14 protein-coding genes are annotated in these 23,035 nt (G+C 38.5%); 3 read left to right on the top strand and 11 right to left on the bottom strand.

Annotation, left to right across the window (positions count from 1 at the left end):
• Positions 1 to 28 precede the first annotated feature (28 nt).
• Positions 29 to 2,044: a putative bifunctional diguanylate cyclase/phosphodiesterase gene (locus BN997_RS04130; RefSeq protein WP_052484904.1), complete on the bottom strand. Its 2,016-nt coding sequence runs from the start codon at positions 2,042 to 2,044 to the stop codon at positions 29 to 31.
• 385 nt (positions 2,045 to 2,429) lie between these two features.
• Here BN997_RS04130 and BN997_RS04125 point away from each other — a divergent pair, with 385 nt between their 5' ends.
• Positions 2,430 to 3,545 (top strand): nitric oxide synthase oxygenase, encoded by a 1,116-nt coding sequence (locus BN997_RS04125; RefSeq protein WP_139089007.1) that lies wholly within the window; start codon positions 2,430 to 2,432, stop codon positions 3,543 to 3,545.
• 108 nt (positions 3,546 to 3,653) lie between these two features.
• Here the strand turns inward: BN997_RS04125 and BN997_RS04120 are convergent, their stop codons facing one another.
• From BN997_RS04120 to BN997_RS04075, 10 genes are all read right to left on the bottom strand, one after another.
• Positions 3,654 to 4,469 (bottom strand): flagellin N-terminal helical domain-containing protein, encoded by an 816-nt coding sequence (locus tag BN997_RS04120; protein WP_042529905.1) that lies wholly within the window; start codon positions 4,467 to 4,469, stop codon positions 3,654 to 3,656.
• A 218-nt stretch (positions 4,470 to 4,687) separates the two neighbouring features.
• Positions 4,688 to 6,001 (bottom strand): Na+/H+ antiporter family protein, encoded by a 1,314-nt coding sequence (locus BN997_RS04115; protein ID WP_042529902.1) that lies wholly within the window; start codon positions 5,999 to 6,001, stop codon positions 4,688 to 4,690.
• Between the two features lie 300 nt (positions 6,002 to 6,301).
• On the bottom strand, positions 6,302 to 7,825 hold the full coding sequence (gene hutH, locus BN997_RS04110) for a histidine ammonia-lyase (RefSeq protein WP_042535762.1): 1,524 nt from the start codon (positions 7,823 to 7,825) through the stop codon (positions 6,302 to 6,304).
• A 156-nt stretch (positions 7,826 to 7,981) separates the two neighbouring features.
• Positions 7,982 to 8,419 carry a hut operon transcriptional regulator HutP gene (gene hutP, locus BN997_RS04105; RefSeq protein ID WP_042529899.1) on the bottom strand — a complete coding sequence of 146 codons (438 nt, stop codon included), beginning with the start codon at positions 8,417 to 8,419 and terminating at the stop codon, positions 7,982 to 7,984.
• 218 nt (positions 8,420 to 8,637) lie between these two features.
• Positions 8,638 to 9,975 carry a YjiH family protein gene (locus BN997_RS04100; protein WP_052484903.1) on the bottom strand — a complete coding sequence of 446 codons (1,338 nt, stop codon included), beginning with the start codon at positions 9,973 to 9,975 and terminating at the stop codon, positions 8,638 to 8,640.
• A 392-nt stretch (positions 9,976 to 10,367) separates the two neighbouring features.
• The gene (locus BN997_RS04095; protein ID WP_084612845.1) at positions 10,368 to 11,366 is read right to left on the bottom strand and encodes an agmatinase family protein; all 999 of its coding nucleotides are present in this window, start codon (positions 11,364 to 11,366) and stop codon (positions 10,368 to 10,370) included.
• Positions 11,363 to 12,592, bottom strand: a complete 1,230-nt coding sequence (hutI, locus tag BN997_RS04090) for an imidazolonepropionase (protein WP_217492004.1) — start codon at positions 12,590 to 12,592, stop codon at positions 11,363 to 11,365. Before hutI ends, BN997_RS04095 begins: the two co-directional genes overlap by 4 nt.
• 147 nt (positions 12,593 to 12,739) lie before the next feature.
• Positions 12,740 to 14,407: a urocanate hydratase gene (gene hutU / locus BN997_RS04085; protein WP_042529895.1), complete on the bottom strand. Its 1,668-nt coding sequence runs from the start codon at positions 14,405 to 14,407 to the stop codon at positions 12,740 to 12,742.
• Positions 14,408 to 14,619: 212 nt separating this feature from the next.
• The gene (locus BN997_RS04080; RefSeq protein WP_175297001.1) at positions 14,620 to 15,903 is read right to left on the bottom strand and encodes a helix-turn-helix transcriptional regulator; all 1,284 of its coding nucleotides are present in this window, start codon (positions 15,901 to 15,903) and stop codon (positions 14,620 to 14,622) included.
• 507 nt (positions 15,904 to 16,410) lie between these two features.
• Positions 16,411 to 19,350 carry a leucine-rich repeat domain-containing protein gene (locus tag BN997_RS04075; protein WP_042529894.1) on the bottom strand — a complete coding sequence of 980 codons (2,940 nt, stop codon included), beginning with the start codon at positions 19,348 to 19,350 and terminating at the stop codon, positions 16,411 to 16,413.
• Between the two features lie 204 nt (positions 19,351 to 19,554).
• Between BN997_RS04075 and BN997_RS04070 the strand changes: the two genes are divergently transcribed.
• The gene (locus tag BN997_RS04070; RefSeq protein ID WP_052484901.1) at positions 19,555 to 20,091 is read left to right on the top strand and encodes a LysR family transcriptional regulator substrate-binding protein; all 537 of its coding nucleotides are present in this window, start codon (positions 19,555 to 19,557) and stop codon (positions 20,089 to 20,091) included.
• 303 nt (positions 20,092 to 20,394) lie between these two features.
• Entirely contained in the window at positions 20,395 to 22,848 is a 2,454-nt protein-coding gene (locus BN997_RS04065; RefSeq protein ID WP_042529892.1) for a YheC/YheD family protein, read from the top strand.
• Positions 22,849 to 23,035: the final 187 nt, after the last annotated feature.

The raw sequence follows: 23,035 nt of genomic DNA, 5'->3' as shown, positions 1-23,035 counted from the left end.
TATTCATTTTTCACATAAGCATACCACATTATGATTTACCCAACTTCTTTGTTTTCAATACTTCCGACATTTCTTGTATCGCAAGTGGTTTGCTGTAATAATAACCTTGAATTTCATCAATATCATGATTGCGTAGAATATCGAGTTCTTCTTTGGTTTCCACTCCTTCAGCAACCACCTTCATCCCCATGCTTTTTCCCAGCTGGACAATGGTTGTTGCAATTTTTCGCTTGATAGATAAATGCGAAATGCCGCTAATGAGGGAACGGTCAATTTTCAAAATATCTAAATCAAGCTTTTGCAAATAAGCCAATGAAGAGTATCCTGTCCCAAAGTCATCCAATGCAATTTTGATTCCATTTTCCTTCATTATTTTTAAAATTTGCTGCACGTATTTTTCATTATCAATAAAGAGACTCTCCGTGATTTCAATCTGAATCCAAGCTGGATCCACCTGGTACGCATGAAGAACAGACCAGAATTTATCGACAAAATCGGCCTGCAAAAATTGGCTGGATGATAGATTAATAGATACAGGAAGTAAATCGTAACCATTGGTTTTCCATGCCTTCAGCTGCCTGCAAACATTTTCCAGCACCCAATCACCGATTTCATTAATCATACCCAATTCTTCCGCTAAAGGAATAAATTCACCCGGAGATACCTCCTGAAATTCCGGATGCTGCCAACGAATCAACGCTTCATAGCTTGTAACAATATCTTTTTTCCCTGGAGATACTTTAGGCTGATATACAAGATAAAATTGATTATTATCTAAACCTATTCGTAAATCATTTTTTATTTGAAACGCTCTTTGATTCGAGATTCGCATCTCTCTGTCAAAAAACCGGTAATCATTTTTAGACAAGCCCTTCACGCGATACATTGCTAAATCAGCATGCTTCATCATCGTAGGCGCATCTGAACCAGCCTCTGGATAGGTAGATATCCCGATACTTGCTGTCGTGCTTAATTGATAGCCTTCAATAGCAAAAGGCTCTTTAAAATTGGTAATAATAGATTCTGCATAGCGCTGCATATCTCTCGGGGAAGTGATGAAATCAATAAGGATAGCAAACTCATCACCGCTGAGCCTTGCAACAACTCCATTCTTACCGACGATTTCCTCCAGCCGGCGGGCAACGGCGATAAGCAACTCATCTCCTATGATGTGTCCAAGCGTATCATTCACATACTTGAAGCCGTCCAAATCAACAAACATGATTCCGAATCTTTCCTGATTTTCTTTAGCATATGCTATCTTTTGGATTAAATTTTCATCAAACTTACGGCGATTCTTCAGCCCTGTTAAATGGTCATAGAAGGCCATCATCCGTATCTTTTCCTGATTTTCTTTTTTATCCGTGATATCGTAGCGCATCGCAATATACTGCACCGGCTTTCCTTTTTCATTCTTCACCGGTACGATAGTTGTATCCACCCAATAAAAAGAGCCGTCTTTTGCACGATTTCTGATTTCGCCTTTCCAAACTCCGCCAAATCCGATTGTCCGCCACATCTCTTTAAAAAATTCTCTGGAATGATAGCCTGAATTAATCAGCTGATGGGTATTTCCAATCAACTCGTCATGAGAATAACCGGATATTTCACTGAAGAGGTTATTTGCATGAATGATTTTCCCCTGCCGGTCTGTAATGGCTAAAATCACAGATTGGTCCAACGCATGTTTAATATCTGACAGCTCTTTTAATGCCTTCATTAATTGATTATTTGCTTCCCTGTCATCAGAAATGATTCCGAACACTTCTACCCCATCCTCTGATTGAATTTGATAGCCAAAAATACTCAGCAGCACCATTTCTCCGTTTTTTCTATTAACCGTTGCATTAAAATGAATTTGCTCTTCCTCATCATCAACCAGCTTTGAAAATTCTAATGCGACATGAGGTCCGATATAATGAGAAAGTATATTATCATAATCTTCTCCAGAAATGATATCCTTTGACTCATTTAATACATCCCAAGATAACAGCTCCGTAAAATATATTTTTTTATTCCGAATCTTAAATACAGCCTGAGCCAAGTTCATTTCCTCCTTGCACCAACACAGCAATTACATCTAGTTTTAATATATCATGTAAAATAGACAAAAACACATCTATTTCGATGGATTTAAACAATTATCGCTCATTTAACCTTAAATTAATTTTTTAATAATCGTATCATTTTTTGACAAAATCCCATAAAATACAGCGTATATTCTATTAATAATGATTTAACCATCCAGCAAATCAGTACGAAACATTTAAAAAAAGGTAACTACAATTCACTTTATCATGTGACAAACAATTGAACAAAGGTCTTTACTCCCCTTTTCATTTGTCGAATAACATAGAAATTCATCTTACTCTTCGCTACAATGGAAAAGAAAGTATACGATCCATTGTGAACAGTTGGAGGTAATTCCATTGAATAAAGATGAAATGCAGCAGGAAGCGGCACGTTTCCTGACAACCTATTATACAGAAACCGGTGCTCCTGCAGAAAAATCAGCAGAACGAATCAAAGAAGTTACAGCCGAGATAAATGCACATGGCACCTATACCCAAACCTATGAGGAAATAGTGTATGGAGTAAAGCTCGCCTGGCGAAATTCAAACCGCTGTATCGGCAGATTGTTCTGGGAGCGTATCGATGTTGCAGATGCCAGACAGGCAACAACAGAAGAAGAGATATTTGAATTCTTGTTCAGTCATTTAAAAAACGCCTTTAATCAAGGAAGAATCAAACCTTATATCACCATCTTCCCTGCTTCCTCGGCCAAGGAGGAAACCGTGAAAATCTGGAATCATCAGCTGCTGCGCTATGCAGGCTATGAAACAGAAGAAGGAATTATCGGTGATTCCGATTCCCTGGAATTCACCCAAATATGTGAGCTGCTGGGCTGGCAGGGGGAAGGAACACATTTCGATATTTTGCCGCTTGTTATTCAAATCGGTGATCATCCCCCTGTCTGGAGAACCATTCCCGAGGCATTCATCCCTGAGATTCCTATGGAACATCCAGAATATGAAGCGGTAGCAGACCTGAATTTGAAATGGTATGCCCTCCCGATTATTTCAGATATGCGTCTGGAAATCGGTGGGCTGCATTACATATCTGCTCCCTTCAACGGCTGGTATATGGGAACAGAAATCGGCGCCAGAAACTTTGCAGATGAGCACCGCTATAATTTACTGCCAAAAGTAGCTGAAATCATGGGATTATCAACAAAACATGCCAGTAATTTATGGCAGGACCGTGCCCTCATTGAATTGAATGAAATGGTGCTCCACTCCTTTAAAAAACAAGGTGTATCCATTGTCGACCATCACACCGCTGCATCCCAGTTCCGCATTTTCGAAAAGCAGGAAGCAAAAGCCGAACGGGAGGTAACCGGAAAATGGACCTGGCTTATTCCACCTGTTTCCCCTGCAACCACGCATGTCTGGCATCAGCCCTACAGCAATGAGCTGAAAAAGCCAAATTTCTTTTACCAGGATAAGGCTTATCGGCAAGGAAAAGGCTGCCCGTTTCATGGGTAGAGATAAAGTGTTCTTACTTTTAGTGAGAGCACTTTTTATTTAATTTTTCACTATATCTATGTTTCTCATAGACTGCAAAGATATTTTTTCAGATTCTCATTTTCAAAATTAATTCTGTAAAAGCTGCAATATCATCCCCGGCTGCTGGTTTGCCTGAGCCAGCATTGCCATGGCAACCTGTGCCAAAAGACTGTGCTTGGTATAAAGCATCATCTCTTTTGCAATATCCGCATCCCGAATCCGCGATTCTCCCTGTGTCAGGTTGGTTACTGTATTGGAGAGGTTATTGATCGTATGCTCCAGCCGGTTCTGTACAGCTCCAAGACTGGAACGCTGTGAGGATGCCTTCTCTATCGCTTCATCTAAAATCCCGATGGCTGTATCTGCGCCTTCTTGTGTCGTAATATCGATTTCATCTATACCCAGCGCAGCTGCCCTTACATCGCCAATTGAAATTTCAATATATTGCTCCGCATTGGCACCGATCTGCAGGCGTATATTGGTAAAGGAACCGTCTAATAGAGACTGTGTATTAAATTCGGTATCCCGTCCAATCTGCGATAACCCTTCCCGGAGCTGATTCATCTCATCCTGCATGATTTTCCGGTCCGATTCCGAATACGTTCCATTCGCTGACTTCACACTCAGCTCCCGCATCCGCTGCAATATCGCATGCGTTTCATTCACCGCACCCTCCGCCGTTTGCAATAGCGAGATGCCATCCTGCGCATTCCGAATGGCCATATTCAATCCGCGAATCTGCGCACGCATTTTCTCGGAAATAGCCAGCCCTGCCGGATCATCTGCAGCACTGTTAATCCGCTTGCCCGTTGCGATACGAAGCATTGATTTCTGAGCCATGGCAAAATGATTGTTCATATTATTGTAAATCGTAAACGCCATTACATTATTGTTGAGACGCATCGATAATAACTCCACCTTTCCTAAGGTGTATCTTACTTGTTATTAGGTATATCGGTTGATTTGGCGGGTAAGTGAAGTGATTGAGGAGTTTTTTTATTATTTTGGGTTGATTTTAAAGAATTTAAAAAGAGTCCTAATTGGGATGTAAGATTCAACCTCAAAAGGACTCTTTTTAGATACAAAAACTGGTCAAAGAAATTCATCTGGAAAATTTCATTTTATAAAATTACTGCTGCAATTACTCCGCATATAAATAATGGAATATTATAATGCAAAAATGTAGGGACACACGTATCCCATATATGATTATGCCTTCCATCAGCATTTAACCCGGCAGTTGGTCCAAGCGTACTGTCAGAAGCAGGTGATCCCGCATCTCCTAGAGCACCTGCTGTTCCAATAAGTGCTGCAGTTGCCAACGGGGATAAACCAGCGGCTGCACAAATCGGGACATATAATGCTGCCAGAATAGGAATTGTGCCAAATGATGTACCAATTCCCATTGTGATAAACAATCCAACCACCAACATCGTCGTAGCAATCAGAAACGATGATGTGCCAACCATGGAAATTGCCTGTTCAACAAGCTGTTCAATGCCTCCCGTTTCCTGTAGCACAGTCGCATAACCGGAAGCAACCAGCATAATAAATGCTATCATCCCCATCATTCCAATACCTTTTTGGACCACTTTTTCATTCTCGTTCATCTTTATTACTCTCGTTGCAAACAGGATAATAATTCCAGATAATGCACCAAGAATAAGTGATTCCGTCATAAGCTGTGTTACCAATGCTGCGATAATCGCGATAATTGTCATCCATTGATAAAAACCCCAATTTCCTTTTTCTTCTGTGTACGCAACTTCTATATTTGCTTCATCCGGCTGGCTTTCCTTAGGCAGATGATCTTTACGGTACGTGATAAAAATAGCTACCAATAATCCGACTACCATTCCCGCTCCGGGTATTAACATAGAAATCGTTACCTCATTCAAGGTAATGGGCATGTTATTTGCGATCATTTCATCTCGAATAATCCCTTGAAATATTAATCCGAAACCTACTGGTATTGTCATATAAGGAGCTTTAAGTCCAAAAGTTAATGCAGCAGCAACTGCCCGTCTATCTAATTTCAATTTATTAAACAGACCTAACAATGGCGGAATTAAAATAGGTATAAAAGCAATGTGTACAGGTACGATATTTTGTGACAAACAAGCAATTACAGCAAGACTCAAAACAAGTGCCATTTTTTTACCTCTAAAAAGTGTTAACATCTTATTTACCAGGATTGTAGTAATCCCTGATAAACCAATCATTACAGCAAATATTCCCAGTAGAACATAGCTTAATGCTGTGTTTGACTGTCCCCCCATGCCCGACACCATCAGTTCCGCTGCTTCACCCAAACTCATTCCAGACATTAAACCAGCCGTTAAAGCAGCAAGAATAATGGCAAACAAAACATTGACACGAAATAAACTTACCACTACCATCACAAGCACACTGACTAAAACTGCATTTGTAAGCATCTCCTAACTCCCCCTTTATTTTTCAATCTTTTATGAGGTATCACACGAGTTAAAATAATCTCGATGATAACACTGCCGTTTTCATAAAACGAAACTTCATTTAGTGGGAGTTTTTCTTTTCTCCCACTGAATGATTAGTTGAGTAATTCAGGGAGTTAGCACCCGTTATCTCCCGCCTAAATAAATTTATTCCCTCTCCTTTATTTGGAGCCGAGAGTTTCACGGGCGCTTCTCCATGATAAATATGAAGAGGCAGCTTTATACCCTTCATAAAAACTGATAAATACTGCCTCTTTTTCTTTATTTAATAGAAATTTCTTTTTTTAAAAAGTTATTGTTATGATACAGCGGGTGCAATGTCTGATTAAGCTTCTCTATATCCTCTGAAAAAACTCTGTCTTCGGTAATGCTCGGGACAACATGACGCATCTTCTCCCATTTTTTCTTTAATTTTGGCGACAGATTTTCCACGCCTTGATATTCCGCTGCCTGCAGGGAACAAATACATTCAATCGCCAACACACGCCGGGCATTCTGTATCATCATTCCTGCATGTCTTGATGCCGTCGTCCCCATACTAACATGATCCTCCTGATTGGCAGAGGAAGGAATGGAATCCACGCTTGCAGGATGCGCTAAGGTTTTATTTTCCGAGACAAGGGATGCCGCAGCATATTGCATAATCATTGCTCCCGATTGCAAACCGGGTTCTGAGCTTAAAAAGGCAGGTAAATCATTTAGCTGTGGATTCACTAACCGTTCAGTACGGCGCTCTGATATATTCGCTAATTCTGCTACTGCAATTTTTAAAAAGTCCATTGCAAATGCGATTGGCTGACCATGAAAATTCCCGCCTGAAATAACCACCTCTCCTTCATCAAAGATAAGCGGATTATCCGTAGCTGCATTCATCTCAATCTCTAGTTTTTCCTTCACGTAATCAAGTGCTTGCCAGGACGCACCATGTACTTGGGGAATACAACGCAAAGAATACGCGTCTTGTACCCGCTTTTCACCCTGTCTTGTAATCAGTTTGCTTCCGTCTAACCATCCCCGCATTCTTTTTGCCACATCTATTTGCTGCGGGTATCCCCTCGCTTCATGTATTGCTGGATGAAAAGCATCTACAATTCCTTCCAGCCCCTCCATTGTCATTGCAGCAATCCATTCACTATCAAAAGCAAGCTGTTCCGCTTCAATATAATTAACTATCCCCATAGCAACCATTGCCTGCGTTCCATTGATAAGTGCCAACCCTTCTTTAGCCTGCAATGTAATCGGACGAATTCCTTTTTCAGAAAAAACGGAAGCTGAATCAATTACGTTTCCGGACTCACCATAGACTTTTCCCTCTCCAATTAAAACAAGTGCTAAATGAGCCAATGGCGCCAAATCGCCAGATGCCCCTAAAGATCCCTGTTGTGGAATGACTGGATGGATTCTTTTATTAATTAATTCAGATAGTAATTCCACCAATACTCCACGAACACCTGAAAATCCTTTTAGTAAAGCATTCAATCGAAGTACCATCATGGCACGTGATACAATTTCCGGAAAAGGTTCACCAATCCCGCATGCATGGGAACGGATTAAATTTAATTGTAAATTTTCAACATCTTTTTGATTGATAATCACGTCACTAAATTTTCCAAAGCCTGTATTAATTCCATATACCGTTTCTCTATTTGCTACAATTTGTTCAACAGCACATCTGCTATCATGAACTTCCTCCATGCTTTTTTCGGAAATGGATACTTTTTCATTATCGAGCAAAATTCTTTTTAGTTGTTCAATCGTTAAAGTATGGCCTGTTAATTCAATCATTGTTTCTTCCTCCTTCTTAACGGATTTTCTATGGTCCGCTACACTATTGACTTTCTCTAAAAAAACAGCAAAAAGAGGCGATAACGGCATACTGAAGTAAGCCATCATCACCTCCTAACGTCTCGTTACTATAGGTCATGATTTCGTATTTATTTGTTAAATATGATTAATTCCAAGACCAACCGCTTCATGTTCCAATCCTTTTATAGGTGCTCCAATTGTCCCGTAAAAGGCGACGGCAATCCATTCTCCTTCTTTTTCCTCTTTATACGGTTTCCCGCGTACAACAGCAAAGCGAAGACCTACTGTCCGCATTGTCTCTCCAATCGCCAGTTGTCCTCTGGTTATCCCTTCAAGCGCCTCAACAATTGTATGATATAATGCGTGGGTTTCTCGATAAACCCCTTCTTCAATTAATCCGCTTCTCTTAACTGCTGTTTCCACTGCGGAAATAACCTTCTGCATATTCATGGACCCGACTTTTCCAAGGCATGTATCCACCTCGTCAAACATGGATTCAAAGGAGCTGTATTCACTTTCATCTAACATAGCAAGCAGTGTGGCAATTTTACCAATGCGAATTTTTTGCGGCATGTAAGCGCTCCCTTTTTATCTCAAAAATAAAACTTTTTACTAATAGCTATTTTGATTATAATCTGAATAGTGGTAATAGTCAATTATTTTTCTGGCATTTTATATAAAATGAAAAAGAATTTTATATGCCAACCTGTTATATTTATTATATGATCACTTTTCTTTTTTGATAACCTGTCAAAAACGACAACATTGTATGAAAGGGAATGGCTTTCTCCTTATAGTAATAAATATCCAACCGGTGCAGCAATTAAAATAGTTAATACAACTCTTTCAAACCATATTACAATTAGTTTTGGAATACTAATTGGGATGTCTGTTGATAAAATAACTGGCACAACAGCTGAAAAAAAGATGATAGAAGAAATACATACCACAGCTATTACATATTTCGTTATTAAAACTGCTTCCGTCACCATTAAAGCAGGTAAAAACATTTCTACAATTCCCATGGAAACGGCTTTTGCTGCTAATAAAGGTTCAGGTAATTGCACTAACCATGTGAAAGGGTAAAAGATATAGCCAACAATATCAAAGATCGGTGTATATTCGGCTAACACAAGTCCTAGTAGACCAATAGACATAATGGATGGTAGAATTGCCATCGTCATTACCATTCCATCCTTTAAATTCATTTTAATATTTTCAAATAAACTGGGAGCATTATCAGCAACTTTCATCGCTTGTTCCCACGCTACCTTTATGCGATTTTCTGTAATTATTTCCTCATATTGAGGTTTAGCCCCATCGTAGTATTCATTACTCATTTTATTCAGCGGCCATAATCGTACGGTAATTGCCGTTACTAAAAATGTGATGACAAGTGTTGACCAAAAATACAGATTCCAAATACCCATTAAATCTAATGTATTAGCAACAACTACCATAAACGTTACAGAAACAGTAGAGAATCCAGTTGCGATAATGGAAGCCTCTTTTACTGAATACTTCCCTTCTTTGAACACACGATTAGTTATTAGTAATCCAATTGAATAACTGCCAACAAATGAAGCAACTGCATCAATCGCAGAACGGCCGGGAGTTTTCCAAACAGGTCTCATAATTCTTTGCATTAATACCCCAATAAATTCAAGGAGTCCATAACTTACTATAAGTGCAAGGAATACTGCACCAATGGGAACTAGAATGCCAACAGGTGTAACTAGACTATTGAATATGAAAGGTCCCATATCTGGATTAAATAACCATGCTGGCCCAATATTAAAAACAATCATTAGTGCAGCAACTAATCCTAAAAGCTTAAAAAAAGATAGAACTGTATTTACGTTCCCTTTATTCCATGTACCTCTAATAAACGGATAAACGGCACCGAGAGCAATAACAATTAATAAGTAATAAGGTACAAACGCGGGAAAAGTATTTCGAATGAAAGTAACCATATGATCCAGCATAATAGAAGCGTTTCCGTTAATCGTTATGGGTATAAAAAACATAAATCCACCTATCAAACTGTAAATGCTAAATTTGACAATATTTTTCCGATTATTTTTATGATCATTATCAACATCATATTTAGTCGTTTGAATCTCACTCATTTGACACCTAACCTTTTTTATTTGAATTTACTCTATTAGTAATACATTCCCATAACAGAAACATTTATCGCAGTATTACTGGCTGGGACGGAGGCTGCGATTACTTCCCCCATCGAAGGGCTTTGTAATACTCCCACTTCAAGAAATGAAAGAGATATGTTATTTCTAAGTGGGAGATAGAACAGCCAGTAACAGCCTGGCTCGTTCCAGCCTGCAGAAGGTAGGTCACAAAGGCATCTGAGACAACTATTTTGCGAGGTTATGACAAGTAATCAACCTCATTCCCACGACGTCATGAACTTAGTCCTTATTCCTTTAATCTACAATGGTAAATGAAATCCCCCACTGAAAGAAGTTTCACTTTATCACCATTGGCTTAGTTATTGCGTTAACTATCCTTTATTTCTCCTCTTACAATACCCTGTTAAAAACGACAACATCGTATGAACGGCATTTTTCACCGTAATTTGCGCTATATCTTTTCTCGGATCCAGACACACAATATCCATGGCTTTGACTTTCGGATGTTCTCCTGCAAGCTGAACAGCATCAAATAATTCTTCTGTGTACATTCCGCCTGGAGCTGCAGCAGGTGTTCCAGGTCCATGTACAATATCTAATACGTCCATATCCACCGTTAAATAAATTGTATCTACTTGTTGATTCAACTGTTCTAATGCATGCGCAATAACTTGCTGTATTCCTTCTTTACGCGCTTGTTTCATAGTCGTATAACGAATCCCATTTTGATCTGCAACATCTTTTAGTTCTTTAGCGTTAAAGAAACCATGCAGCCCAATGGTGTGAATATGCTCTCCTTTAACCGTCCCACTCTCAATGATATTTCGAATCGGGGTGCCATTTGCCGGTCCAAATATTTTCAGATCACGTAAATCAAAATGGGAGTCAATTTGTAAAATTCCAATTGTCTCCTCAGGATGCGTCTTTTTCCATCCCTTTACCAGCATAGCCGTGATGGAGTGATCACCGCCCATCGTAATCGGCAAAGTATGCGGGTGATGACTTCTTATCGCTGCCATTGCCTCTTCAATATTTTGGTGGGAAGAAGCGATGTCTGTTACATGCTGCTTCACATCTCCTAAATCAACTGCCTTTAACGCCGCCAAATCTATATTTTCATTTAGATTGTACGTTCCAAAGGATTTCCACGCTTGCCGCATCGCATCTGGATTTTCGCTGGCTGCCGATGTACTGATAGAGGATTTAGAAAGCGGAACACCAAGAATCGTCACATCATAAGGAGACCAGTCCACCTCGGTATCTCCAATCGTTTCAATCCATTCATGAACCTTTAAATCTATTGTTTGCTCTGTCTGTTTGGACCATATCATGTTGGGCTTATGGAGCATTGGGTAAGGATAATGGCTCATTGTAACCGCCCCTCCACTACAAGCTGCTTCCCGGATTTTATAACCGTATCCACATGATTCATGCCATATTGATACGATAAAGTTAAATAATTAGGAACATCAAAAATCGTAATATCTGCCTTTTTCCCTGCTTCCAGGCTCCCTGCTTCACCCGCACATCCAATAGCATGCGCTGCATTAATCGTCGTCGCAGTCAATACTTCTTCTGGTGTCATATTCATCTTCAAGCAGCCTAAATTCATGATGAAAGGCAAGGAAATCGTTGGAGAAGACCCAGGATTTTGGTCTGTTGACAATGCAACAGCAACCCCTGCATCAATCATCTTCCTCGCTGGAGCAAATTCTGCCATTAAGAAAAACGCTGTACCCGGCAATAGAACACCGACAACTTCCTTTTCCGCCATCGCTTTAATCCCTGCATCGGAGGCTTTCAGAAGATGATCCGCCGAAATGGCACCCACTTCTGCCGCTAATTCCGCTCCAGCATAGGCTTCAATCTCATCGGCATGAATCTTAGGGGTAAGTCCATACTGTTTACCAGCTTCCAGTACACGCTTGGATTGTTCTGGTGTAAATACACCGCGCTCACAAAATACATCATTAAATGTAGCCAGTTTTCTTTCGGCTACTTCCGGAATCATTTCCTCTACGACACGTGTAACAAACGCTTCCGGATTCCTTTTTTCATCCAGCGGCACCGCATGTGCTCCCATAAATGTAGAAACAATATCTATTGGGTGGTTTTGGCGCAGCTGCTCTGCCACTTCCAGCTGTTTTAATTCATGTTCAAGCGTTAATCCATAACCGCTCTTTGCTTCAACGGTGGTAACACCATGTAATAAAAACTTATCTAAACGTTTTTTTGACGCTTCATATAATGTTTCATAGCTGGCAGCTTGTGTAGCACGGGTTGTAGCATGAATCCCACCGCCAGATTCCATAATCTCCATATAGGTTTTTCCTTTTAAACGCATAGCATATTCATTTTCACGTGTTCCCGCATGAACAAGATGCGTATGTGGATCAATCAAACCAGGTGTGACAGTTTTGCCCGATGCATCAATTTCAGTTACAGAATCAAGTTGCCCTTGGTATTTTTCGCGCATTTCTGCGTCTGTACCTACCTCAACAATTTTGCCATCTTCTATCCAGATACTCCCATGTTCCAAAATTGTTATGTCGGACATCGCCTCTTTTTTGGCAGGCTTATCAGAATGCCCGGCCATGGTAACTACTTGGTTTGCATTTGAAATAAACAGCTTTTGTGTCAATGTTTTTCCCTCCTGAAGTTACATTCTATCTATTTACTAGTACCATTGAAAATAGCACTCCCCAGTAGAAGAACTGCTTTTCCCTGGGAGTTGCTATCCACATTATTGATCTTTTAACATCGGAATATTTACGTTCTTCTTGCGGGCTGTTTCCTGGGCTAACGCATATCCAGCATCCGCATGACGGACAACTCCCATTCCTGGATCTGTTGTTAACACACGATCCAGCCGTTTTTCTGCATCCTTTGTTCCATCCGCTACAATGACCATGCCGGCATGAAGGGAATATCCCATTCCTACCCCGCCACCATGATGGACACTGACCCAGCTTGCTCCACCAACACTATTGATCAGAGCGTTTAAAATCGGCCAATCCGCAACTGCATCACTTCCGTCCTTCATCGCTTCTGTTTCCCGATTCGGCGAAGCAACAGAACCGGAATCGAGATGATCACGACCGATAACGATTGGAGCACTTATTTCACCACTGGCAACCATTTCATTAATAATTTTCCCAAAACGGGCGCGTTCTCCATAGCCAAGCCAGCAAATACGTGAAGGCAACCCTTGGAAACTCACCTTTTCACGTGCCATACGTATCCAGTTGCATAAATGCTTATTATCACTAAACTCCCGCAAAATAACTTCATCTGTTTTATAAATATCTTCTGGTTCTCCTGATAATGCTACCCAGCGAAAAGGCCCTTTCCCCTCGCAAAATTGCGGACGAATATAAGCTGGAACAAAACCAGGAAAATCAAAGGCATTCTCCACTCCTTCGTCTTTTGCTACTTGACGGATATTATTTCCATAATCAAAGGTAACAGCCCCCTGTTTTTGCATTTCCAGCATTGCTTCAACATGCTTTGCCATGCTTGCTTTGGAAAGCTTCATATATGCTGCTTCATCTTTTCCTCGTAAATCAGCAGCTTTCTCCAGACTAAACCCTTCAGGAATATAACCATTTAACGGATCATGTGCCGAGGTTTGATCTGTTAACACATCTGGGATGAGCCCTTTTTCAATCATTTTCGGTAACAATTCTGCAGCATTTCCCAACAAGCCAATAGATAACGCTTTCTTTTCTGAACGGGCTTCATTAGCAAGACGAATGGCTTCATCCAAATCATCGGTATACGTGTCTAAATACTTCGTTTCAATTCGGCGATTAATTCGATGCTGATCTACTTCAATCGCGATACAAACTCCGCCATTCAAAGTTACCGCCAACGGCTGCGCACCACCCATTCCACCGAGACCCGCCGTCACTGAAATAGTTCCAGCCAAATCGCCATGAAAATGCTGCTTGGCACATTCCGCAAATGTTTCATAGGTTCCTTGAAGAATCCCCTGGCTTCCAATATAAATCCAGCTTCCTGCTGTCATTTGTCCATACATCATTAATCCTTTTTGATCCATCTCATGAAAGTGGTCCCAATTTGCCCAAGCCGGTACAAGATTTGAATTGGCAATTAAAACTTTCGGTGCATCTTTATGAGAAGGTAAAACCGCTACGGGCTTACCAGACTGAATTAATAATGTCTCATCCTCTTCTAAAGCTTTTAAGGAAGCAACAATCACTTCATAACACTCCCAGTTTCTTGCTGCTTTTCCTATTCCTCCATAAACGACTAATTCATCCGGATTTTCTGCTACATCCGGATGCAAATTGTTATTTAACATACGTAATGCTGCCTCTTGAATCCATCCTTTTGTATTTAATTCTGTACCTCTGTATTGCTTTACTTCTTTTGATTTCGTCTCTTTCATCACACATTCACTCCTCGTTGAAGTCTTCTGATAATTCTTATTTTATCAATGAAGAGAAGTGGAATATAGATAATGGAATTTCGAAATACAATAAAAATTTTAGGTAACTATAAATCATTTTATAAAACGCTTTCATTTTATAGAAAAAATATTAGATTGTTATAAAAATATATGATTATTAACTACTTTTCATTACATTAAGATTTTCGCACTTATCGTAATCTCCATTCACGAGGAGTGAGCCCCGTATATGATTTGAACACACGACTAAAATAATTCGGATTACGAAATCCAACAGAGACTGCAATATTTTGAATGGACTCGTCCGTTGATCCAAGCAGTTCTTTTGCTTTTTGCAATCGGATATAAATCAGCATTTCACGGAATGATTGATGATACTTTTTGGTTAGGATGTGACTTAAATGGGATGGACTGCGACCAACATGTTCTGCTACTTCTGTCAACGAAAGAGTTGCATAATTATAATGATTTTCCATGTAGCTAATAGCTGACTCGACAACATCTGCCTTCGCATACATCTGTTGCTCTTTAACCGTTTGAAACAAATAATGAATAAATAGAATCAACTCTTGAACAATACGATATAGAACCGGACCATATAAGATAATCTCAAATACCTTCTTATAATAAACTTCACTATCTTGATTTGTTATCCCTTTGCGAAACATAAAACGACGTACCTGTGCCAATATACTCGTTAAACGTGTACGAAGCAGTCCTGGTTCAAGATAAGGAGATTGCATATCAAAAAATTCCTCATACAACCATGTCTTTAACTTATCTCCCTGTCCCTCATCTAGCATAAAAATCAAATTCCTTTGTTCTTCCATTGTTAGAAAAGGATCTATCTCCACCCAATCTTGTGCGTCTTCTGCAAGCAGCACTTGCTCGTAACCAATAAAAAATGTTGTTTCCATCATACGAATTAGTTTCATATAAATTTGAAAAAGTGAATCTTCACTCCCCGTATGTACAACTATCACAATAGAACCTGCTTCTACGTGTTTCCATTCTCTTAAAAATCTCTGTGCTTGTTTTAACGGTTCTGGGAAATCATGGCGGAATACAAGAATAATGCAATTATGAGTTGAGAATACTGATGGTTTATAATCAAAATCAAATTGATTAATAAAAACCCGTAAATCATTCAGTGTTTCTCGATGTTCAGCCTCTAATAAGTAGACTGGGTAATGGAAGGGTACGTAATCATCTATAAATAAAGATTCATATCGAATAACCTGTTCAAATTCAATTTCTGTATTTTTCTTACGAATGGCTGTTAGGTTACCAACTGCTTGTTGTATGGCACGTTTCATACGTGAAGGCGATAGTGGCTTCACCCACAAATCAACTGCCTTTATAGACATCGCTTGCATAGCTCGTTCAAAAGTCGCCTCTGCAGTAATCGCTATCACCTGCCCTGAATACCTGTAAATAAAGGTTTTTACTACTTCCCACTTATTCTCTGGTATCATATCTAATTCAACACATAGAATATCAGGAAGTTCATTTTCGAGATTTGTTAGAACATCGGTTATTTGGTCAGTTAAGCTAATATTTGTTATTGGGAATGAATATTTAGATAGTAACCAACGAATGCCTTGAAGTTCTTCTTTATCACGATCGGCTAATAGTAGTTTGTAAATGTTAAAAACCTCCCCTCGTGATTCACATATTCTTATTGTATTATAAGTGTTTGTTATTGAATATAGTTTTACGATTCTATTAAACATGTGTAAAAAAATGAATTATAAACAAAAAATGGAAGTATTTCTATGGTATTAAAAAATTGTCTCCAACATAGAATTACTGTTAATCATTTCAGGTGGGCTTTTGAACATCATCTATAAATGTCATTATTGGAGAAATTTATATAATATTTAGGAATAATTTCGTCCACTCTTAAAATGATAAATTAGTGAAAAAAGCTACTCTCATTCCTGAAATTTTGCAAGGGAGAGAGAGTAGCTTCTTTCGTCTTACTATCCGTTATTTATTCTGTTTCTGTATGCATAAAAAATCAACATATAGCTACCAGCGAAAAGGAATATCGCTCCAGCCAAGAACCAATTATACGCATTGGTTGATGTATTTGGCAGCTTTTCCGCTGTCGTTTCCCCGCGTACATCACTTTGGCTTCCCTCAGCGGTGGAATTGTTTCCAGATTCTCCGCTGCCTCCTGTTGTTCCAACTGCATTTGGAGCGGCATTATTTGCTTCTCCATTTCCGCCTTCTGCTTCGGTTGGAGTTGGCGTATCATCTTCTGGATTTCCAGTTCCTTCTTCATTTTCTTCCGGATTTGGAGCTTCCTCTTCTGAATCTCCGTTTTCTTCATCGTCGCCTTCAGGGGCTGGAGTATTACCTTCTTGTTCCCCATTTCCACCTTCATTGTCTTCAGGGTTCGGCGTGCCGTCATTTGTTTCTCCGTTTTCATCTCCGCTTCCTTCAGGGGTTGGTGTATCGTCTTCCCCTTCTGGATTGTCGGAATCATCATCTGGGTCAGGTGTTTCTGTTTCGTCTTCTTCATCGCTCTCTGTAGAGTAATAGCCGACTATAGCACCATTATCTCGTAAATATTGGATCGTATCATCGTCGTTGAAACTATTTCCATACAGAGAAATATACATATCCTTTAAGGATAATTCTCTTAATGGAGTAATATCACTAATTGCATTATCATCCAAATGTAAAGTCTCTAAATTTTTTAGATCCGATAAAGGAGTGAGATCTTCTATCGCATTATTATCTAAATCTAAATAAGATAGATTTCTCAAGTTCTCCAACGGCGTTATGTCGCTGACGTCGTTATCCCATAAAGTTAACCCTTCTAAATTCACTAAGTTGGATAAAGGCGTTAAATCGCTAATGGCATTTGACATCAAATTTAACTCTCGTAAATTCTCTGCATACTGTAATCCTTCCAGAGAGGTTATCGATTCCGAATTGGTTCCATATGAAGTTAATTCCGTAAGCTTAGCCATGTCTTCCTCCGTGATCGGCCGGCCTGCTATACCTAATTCCTCAGCAATTGCTGCTTCCAATATCTCATCCTCAAAATATACCTCTGGTGATTCCTCTTCCTCTTCCCAGTCGTAATTAACGGTAGCACCATTATCCCGTAAATATTGAATGGTCTCTTCGTCATCGAAATAATTCCCGTATAACGAAATATACATATCCATCAAGGATAATTCCTGTAACGGAGTAATATCTTCAATTTCATTATAAGACAGATATAAAGTCTCTAAATTGGTTAGATTCGATAAAGGTGCGAGGTCTTCTATATCATTTTCATCCAAATCTAAATAAGATAAGTTTTCCAAGCTGCTTAGAGGTGTCAGATCACTAATCTCGTTATCCCACAGATTTAAACCTTCCAATTGTCCTAATCCAGACAGAGGCGTCAGGTCGCTAATGTTGCTCGCAGGTAAATCTAAATACATTAAATTATCTGCATATTGCAATCCTTCCAGAGAAGTGATTGGGCCAAAATCAGATTCATAGCCACTCGCATATAAATCAGTTAGTTTTGCCATATCTGACTCCGTAATCGCTCGCCCTTCTATTCCTAATGTATTTGCAATTGCTTCTTCCAATGCTTCGTCCTCAAAATATACCTCTGGTGAATCGTTATAATAGCCAACTGAAGCTCCATTATCCCGTAAATATTGAATCGCAGCTTCATCATCGATATGATTTCCATACAAAGAGATATACATGTCTGCTAAAGATAATTCCTGCAGCGGAGTAATATCTTCAATCGCATTATTATCCAAATATAACGTCATTAAGTTTGTTAGATTGGTCAAGGGCGTAAGATCTTCAATATTATTATCATCCAAATCTAAATAAGATAAATTTTCTAAGCCGCTGATAGGTGTCAGATCGCTAATATTATTATTCCATAAAGATAAATCAGCCAGGTTCGTCGCATACTGTAAACCTTCCAGGGAGCTAATCCGTTCAGAATCAAAACCATTGGCATCTAAGTTTGTCAGTTTTGTCATATCCGCCCCAGTAATAGCCCGGCCATCTATTCCCAATTCTTCCGCAACCGCTTTTTCCAACACCGCATCCTCAAAATAAACCTCTGGCGAATCCATACCAGACTCCCCGTTGTCCTCTTCTGCTCCTTCTTCATCTGATTCCGAGTTATTATCAACATCGTCCCCCTCATCTTCAGAATCTGCCGCTTCCTCCTGCACCGGATTGCCATCCAAATTTAAGTTCTCTAAATTTGGCAAATCCGATAAGGGTGAAATATCCTCTATAAACGTATAAGCCAGGTCTAGATCCCTTAACTTTCCCAAATTTGCTAAAGGAGCAACATCATTGATTGGATTTCCAAACAAATTCAAACTCTCTACATTCCCCAGATTGGCTAAAGGTGTCAGGTCATTAACCGAGCTGTAAGCCAAATCTAAAGACTGTAACTTCCCCAAGTTAGATAGCGGAGAAATATCATTGACATCATGCATCGGCAAATGTAATCTCTCCAAATTCTCCGCAGATTGCAGCCCTTCAAGAGAGCGTATCGATGCAGCGCCAACTGCTCCCTGCTTCTCCAATTCTACTAATTGCTTCATATCAGCTTCTGTAATCGGCTGTCCTGCTTCTTTCCCTAATTCTTGCGCAACCGCTTCCGCCAATATGTCATCTGTAATATAAACCTCCGGCGAATCTAACTCTTCTGCATCATCGGTTGGCACTTCCTCTGTCTCCTCATCATCCTCCGAGTCCTTCAAAGAAAGAAGAGCTTGTGCAGGCATTTCAATCGTATCTAGTTCGTTTGAATCATTTTGTGTATTTCCAAATTGTTTATTGTCTTTTTCCGCGCTTACTGTCTGTAATGGTATTGCCCATGCAAAAAACGTAAGAACAGCAGCGATTAAAAAGCCACCCCATTTGTACTTTCTATGCATTTTTCGTTTCTCCTTCTATGTATATTAGTTGATTTACAGCATGTGCTGATCCGTATGAAGCAAGCTGGCTCTTCTCCATTTCTTTCCTTCCTGACAGGGATCTTGGCAGTATTCACCTCTTTCCTTCAGCATAAGAATGTAGTCTGAATAAAATGATAAAATAGAACAAATAAACCAAGTCTATTATACCATGAATTGAAGACTATGGAATGGAAACATTTATACACTGGATGTTTTTCCAGAGATTTTATCCTCTATAACGTTCCCCTATTTAAGCAGGGTTTTATTGATATACAAGAGCTCGAATCCATCTTTTTATATGAGGAAAATCTTGTCGTATTACTTCCAAAGAATCACCCTCTTCAATCCGAAGCTTCACTTACGATAGAAAATTTACAGCACCTGCCCTTCATTTTATGCAAAGAGGGCTACCAAACACGGATTGATATCATAAAGGCTTTTCAAAACGCAAGTATCCATCCCAATATCCAATTCGAAATTGAACGATTTGAAACAGCTTATCACCTTGTGGAAAGTAGCCTTGGAATTACCATTGTTCCGGAAAACTATGTCAATGCATCTAACCATCCAAATGTGCATATCAAAAAGCTGGAAAGTCCGATGTTAAAAAGAAATGTATATCTTGTTAAAAATCGTTCGAGATATCTGCCACCTGTGATTCATAGGTCTATAGAGACTATTTGTGCGTTTCATGAGGGGGGGATTTTAAATTCTGAATAGGCTTGAAAATAAAGCGCAAAGTGATACGTATTAGTCCTGATTAAAACTGTTTAGGACTATTATGTATGCTTTGCGTTTATATTCACTAGAGCCATTTTATGTTCATGTAAAATTTAATACTTTTCAGAAAGCCTTAATAATCCACCTATAGCAACGTTATTAAATACTATTTAACAATTTCTATACATGTCATTATACTCTCTTCAGTATTTCTCCAAACATACCGATAATAAATATAAGTAGAAGGAAATCTTTTCACTTATTAATTATTCACAACATTAATCTCATGTCAGGAGTGCAAAAATGACTACAATAAATCAAAAACAGGTTACGCAATCGTTAAACATCGTAAATACAATTATAGAAGCCACCGAACATTTTCAAGGTTTAGCGAAGGAAAAAGAAGTTAATCAATCTATCTTTATATTCGGGAGTATCGTTGACGGTATTCAAGCCTTAACCCAATATGGTTACATAAACAGTACGCATAAAAATTTAGCAGAGAAATTAGAGAAAAATATCTTATTAATCGCTAAAAATATCGAGAATGCAAAATTTGCGAAAATCCTAGAAATCACTCAATTTTCATTTATTCCAAACCTACATAAATTAAAATTTTTACTTGAAGAAAGCAGTCAAGAATCAAAGGAAGACAAAAAGCTGCGAATTGGTGTTTATGGTTTTCGGAATCCGCTCAATTTCTATCCTAAACCTCGTATTGATGCAATGGTCGAAGAGAGCGAAAAACAGAATACCATTTTATACTTCTTTGGAGATGATGATGTCAATTTCTCTGAGGAAACAATCCATGCCACTTTTTATCAAAATGGAGATAAAAAGCAGGGATACATCTCTTTTCCTGATGTAATTAATAATACTTCAACCAAAAAGACACATACCGGTCGTAAATTGCATCGTAGGATTCCTTTTACCAGTTACTTTTTTGTTGGGAATAAGATTTCTTTACCAGAACGGCTTTTACAGACTGGAAACAAGTATGTCAGGTTGCTTGTCCCTTTTCAGCAATGCCATAGCATTGAGCAGATTCACACTTTCTTAGCAAATAATCCTAAAGTTGTTTTTAAACACCTAAGGGCAAACCGCGGAGAAAATATTTATTTTGTGACAAAGAAAAACCAGCGATATGTTCTATTAGATCAAAAAAAGGAAACGATTCTTACTGCAGAAGGATTTGATAAGTGGTTAAATAATGTCATTTTAAAAGAAAAAAACAGTTATATTATCCAAAAATATATTCATACCCGCACGAAAAATAATGAGCCTTACCATATTCGTGCTCATGTACAAAAAAATGCTGATGGGGATTGGCAGCTTACTTATATTTATCCGCGAATCGGGAATAAGAAATCAAACTTGAGCAATATCAGTACAGAGGGCAGAATAGAGAACTTCCAGGATTTCCTGATTGAACAATATGGGGAAAAGCAAGGAAAGAAATATACTGAGAATATTCTAGAGTTATCTATTGATGTTGCTTGGAATTTAGATAAATTATATGGTATGGCTATTGATGAGCTCGGGCTGGACTTTGCCATTGATGATAAGGGAAGAATATGGATGCATGAGGCAAATAATGGACCGCAAACTGCATTTCACGAAGAGAAAAGAGCAGTAAATACGATTGCTTATGCAAAATATATTTATGAAAACGGGATTGTTCATTCTGTTTCTGCGAACAGCTTTCAATATAAAAATCAATTTAATGCACGTACATCTAATCTCAGTACTCGCAAGGATACAAATCAAATCGTATTAGGGCTTATAGTTCCTTCTATACAAAAAACAACTCCCTTACAAAAAGCTTTGCTTGAGGCTGCTGAAGATCAAAATACGGATATTTGTCTTATTCGACCAAGCGATATCGATTTTGAGAATATGCTGGTTCGAGGACATTTTAATGAAGAAGATGAGTGGAAGCCTTATATAAGCTCTTATCCAGATATTATTTTTGATAGATTAAAGGCAAAAGAAAACGAGGGTTTGCAAATTATTTATGAAGAATTTGAAGACATTCCTTTTATTAATAGCTGGTCCAATCAAATCTTAAATGTCACATCATTGTATGAAAGGTTAAAAGAAGATAATAACCTAGCAACACTACTTCCAGATTATTCAAGGGTTAAGAAAGTTCGAGATGTCTTTCATTGGGTCAATACGTATCATCTAATAAAATTAACTTTAGAAGCAACGAGAGAAGTTATGTATGTATATCAATTACCAAATAATAAATTTGAACTCCTTACAAGGAAAGGAACGAAAATATTCAGCGAATTCCAATTAAAGCAGCATTTTCAAAAAAACCTTAGTAAAAAACGTGTTATGGTAGAAGCTGCTCCTAAACACTTTCCAATGCAACAGTTTACTTTGCATCTAATGAAAGATTTAAACTCAAACAACTGGAACCTCGTTGATATGACATATAAAAATTGTAATCATCCTAATGAATTGGTCCATCAGAAAATCGTTAGTGCTTTACATCCAAATGTAGAAGTTCATAACTTAGATGCAATTAAAGACAACCTTGTGAATTCAAGTAAAAGGATTGCAGATATCTTACAAAATGTTCAATCGACTTCGTTGTTAACGGAATTAGAAGTGTCATTTGCTATAGATGCTGAGCAAAATGTAACGATTTCGAGCGTAAATACGGATCATCCAGCATATTTAAGTAATCTTAAGCAATATGCTAAATTAGTATTTGAATTGGGAAAGCAACTAATTTTATTAGAAAAATAGATTACAGTAGTTAGATGTAATTAATAAATCAAAATATACTTATCAGTAAATAATATTCTCTTTTTCATAACCGCTCTTAGATTTTATTCACAAGAGTGGTTATTTATTGTTCATTATTAAAGTATGTTTTTCAATTACACTTTGAAAGCACATAAAAATAAGAATTTTTCAAATTAATGCCCTTTTA

Origin of the sequence: Oceanobacillus oncorhynchi, assembly GCF_000821065.1 — a bacterium.
Taxonomy (GTDB): Bacteria; Bacillota; Bacilli; order Bacillales; family Amphibacillaceae; genus Oceanobacillus; species Oceanobacillus oncorhynchi.
Note: the sequence above shows the minus strand (reverse complement) of the source record. Positions and strands in the feature narration are given on the sequence as shown.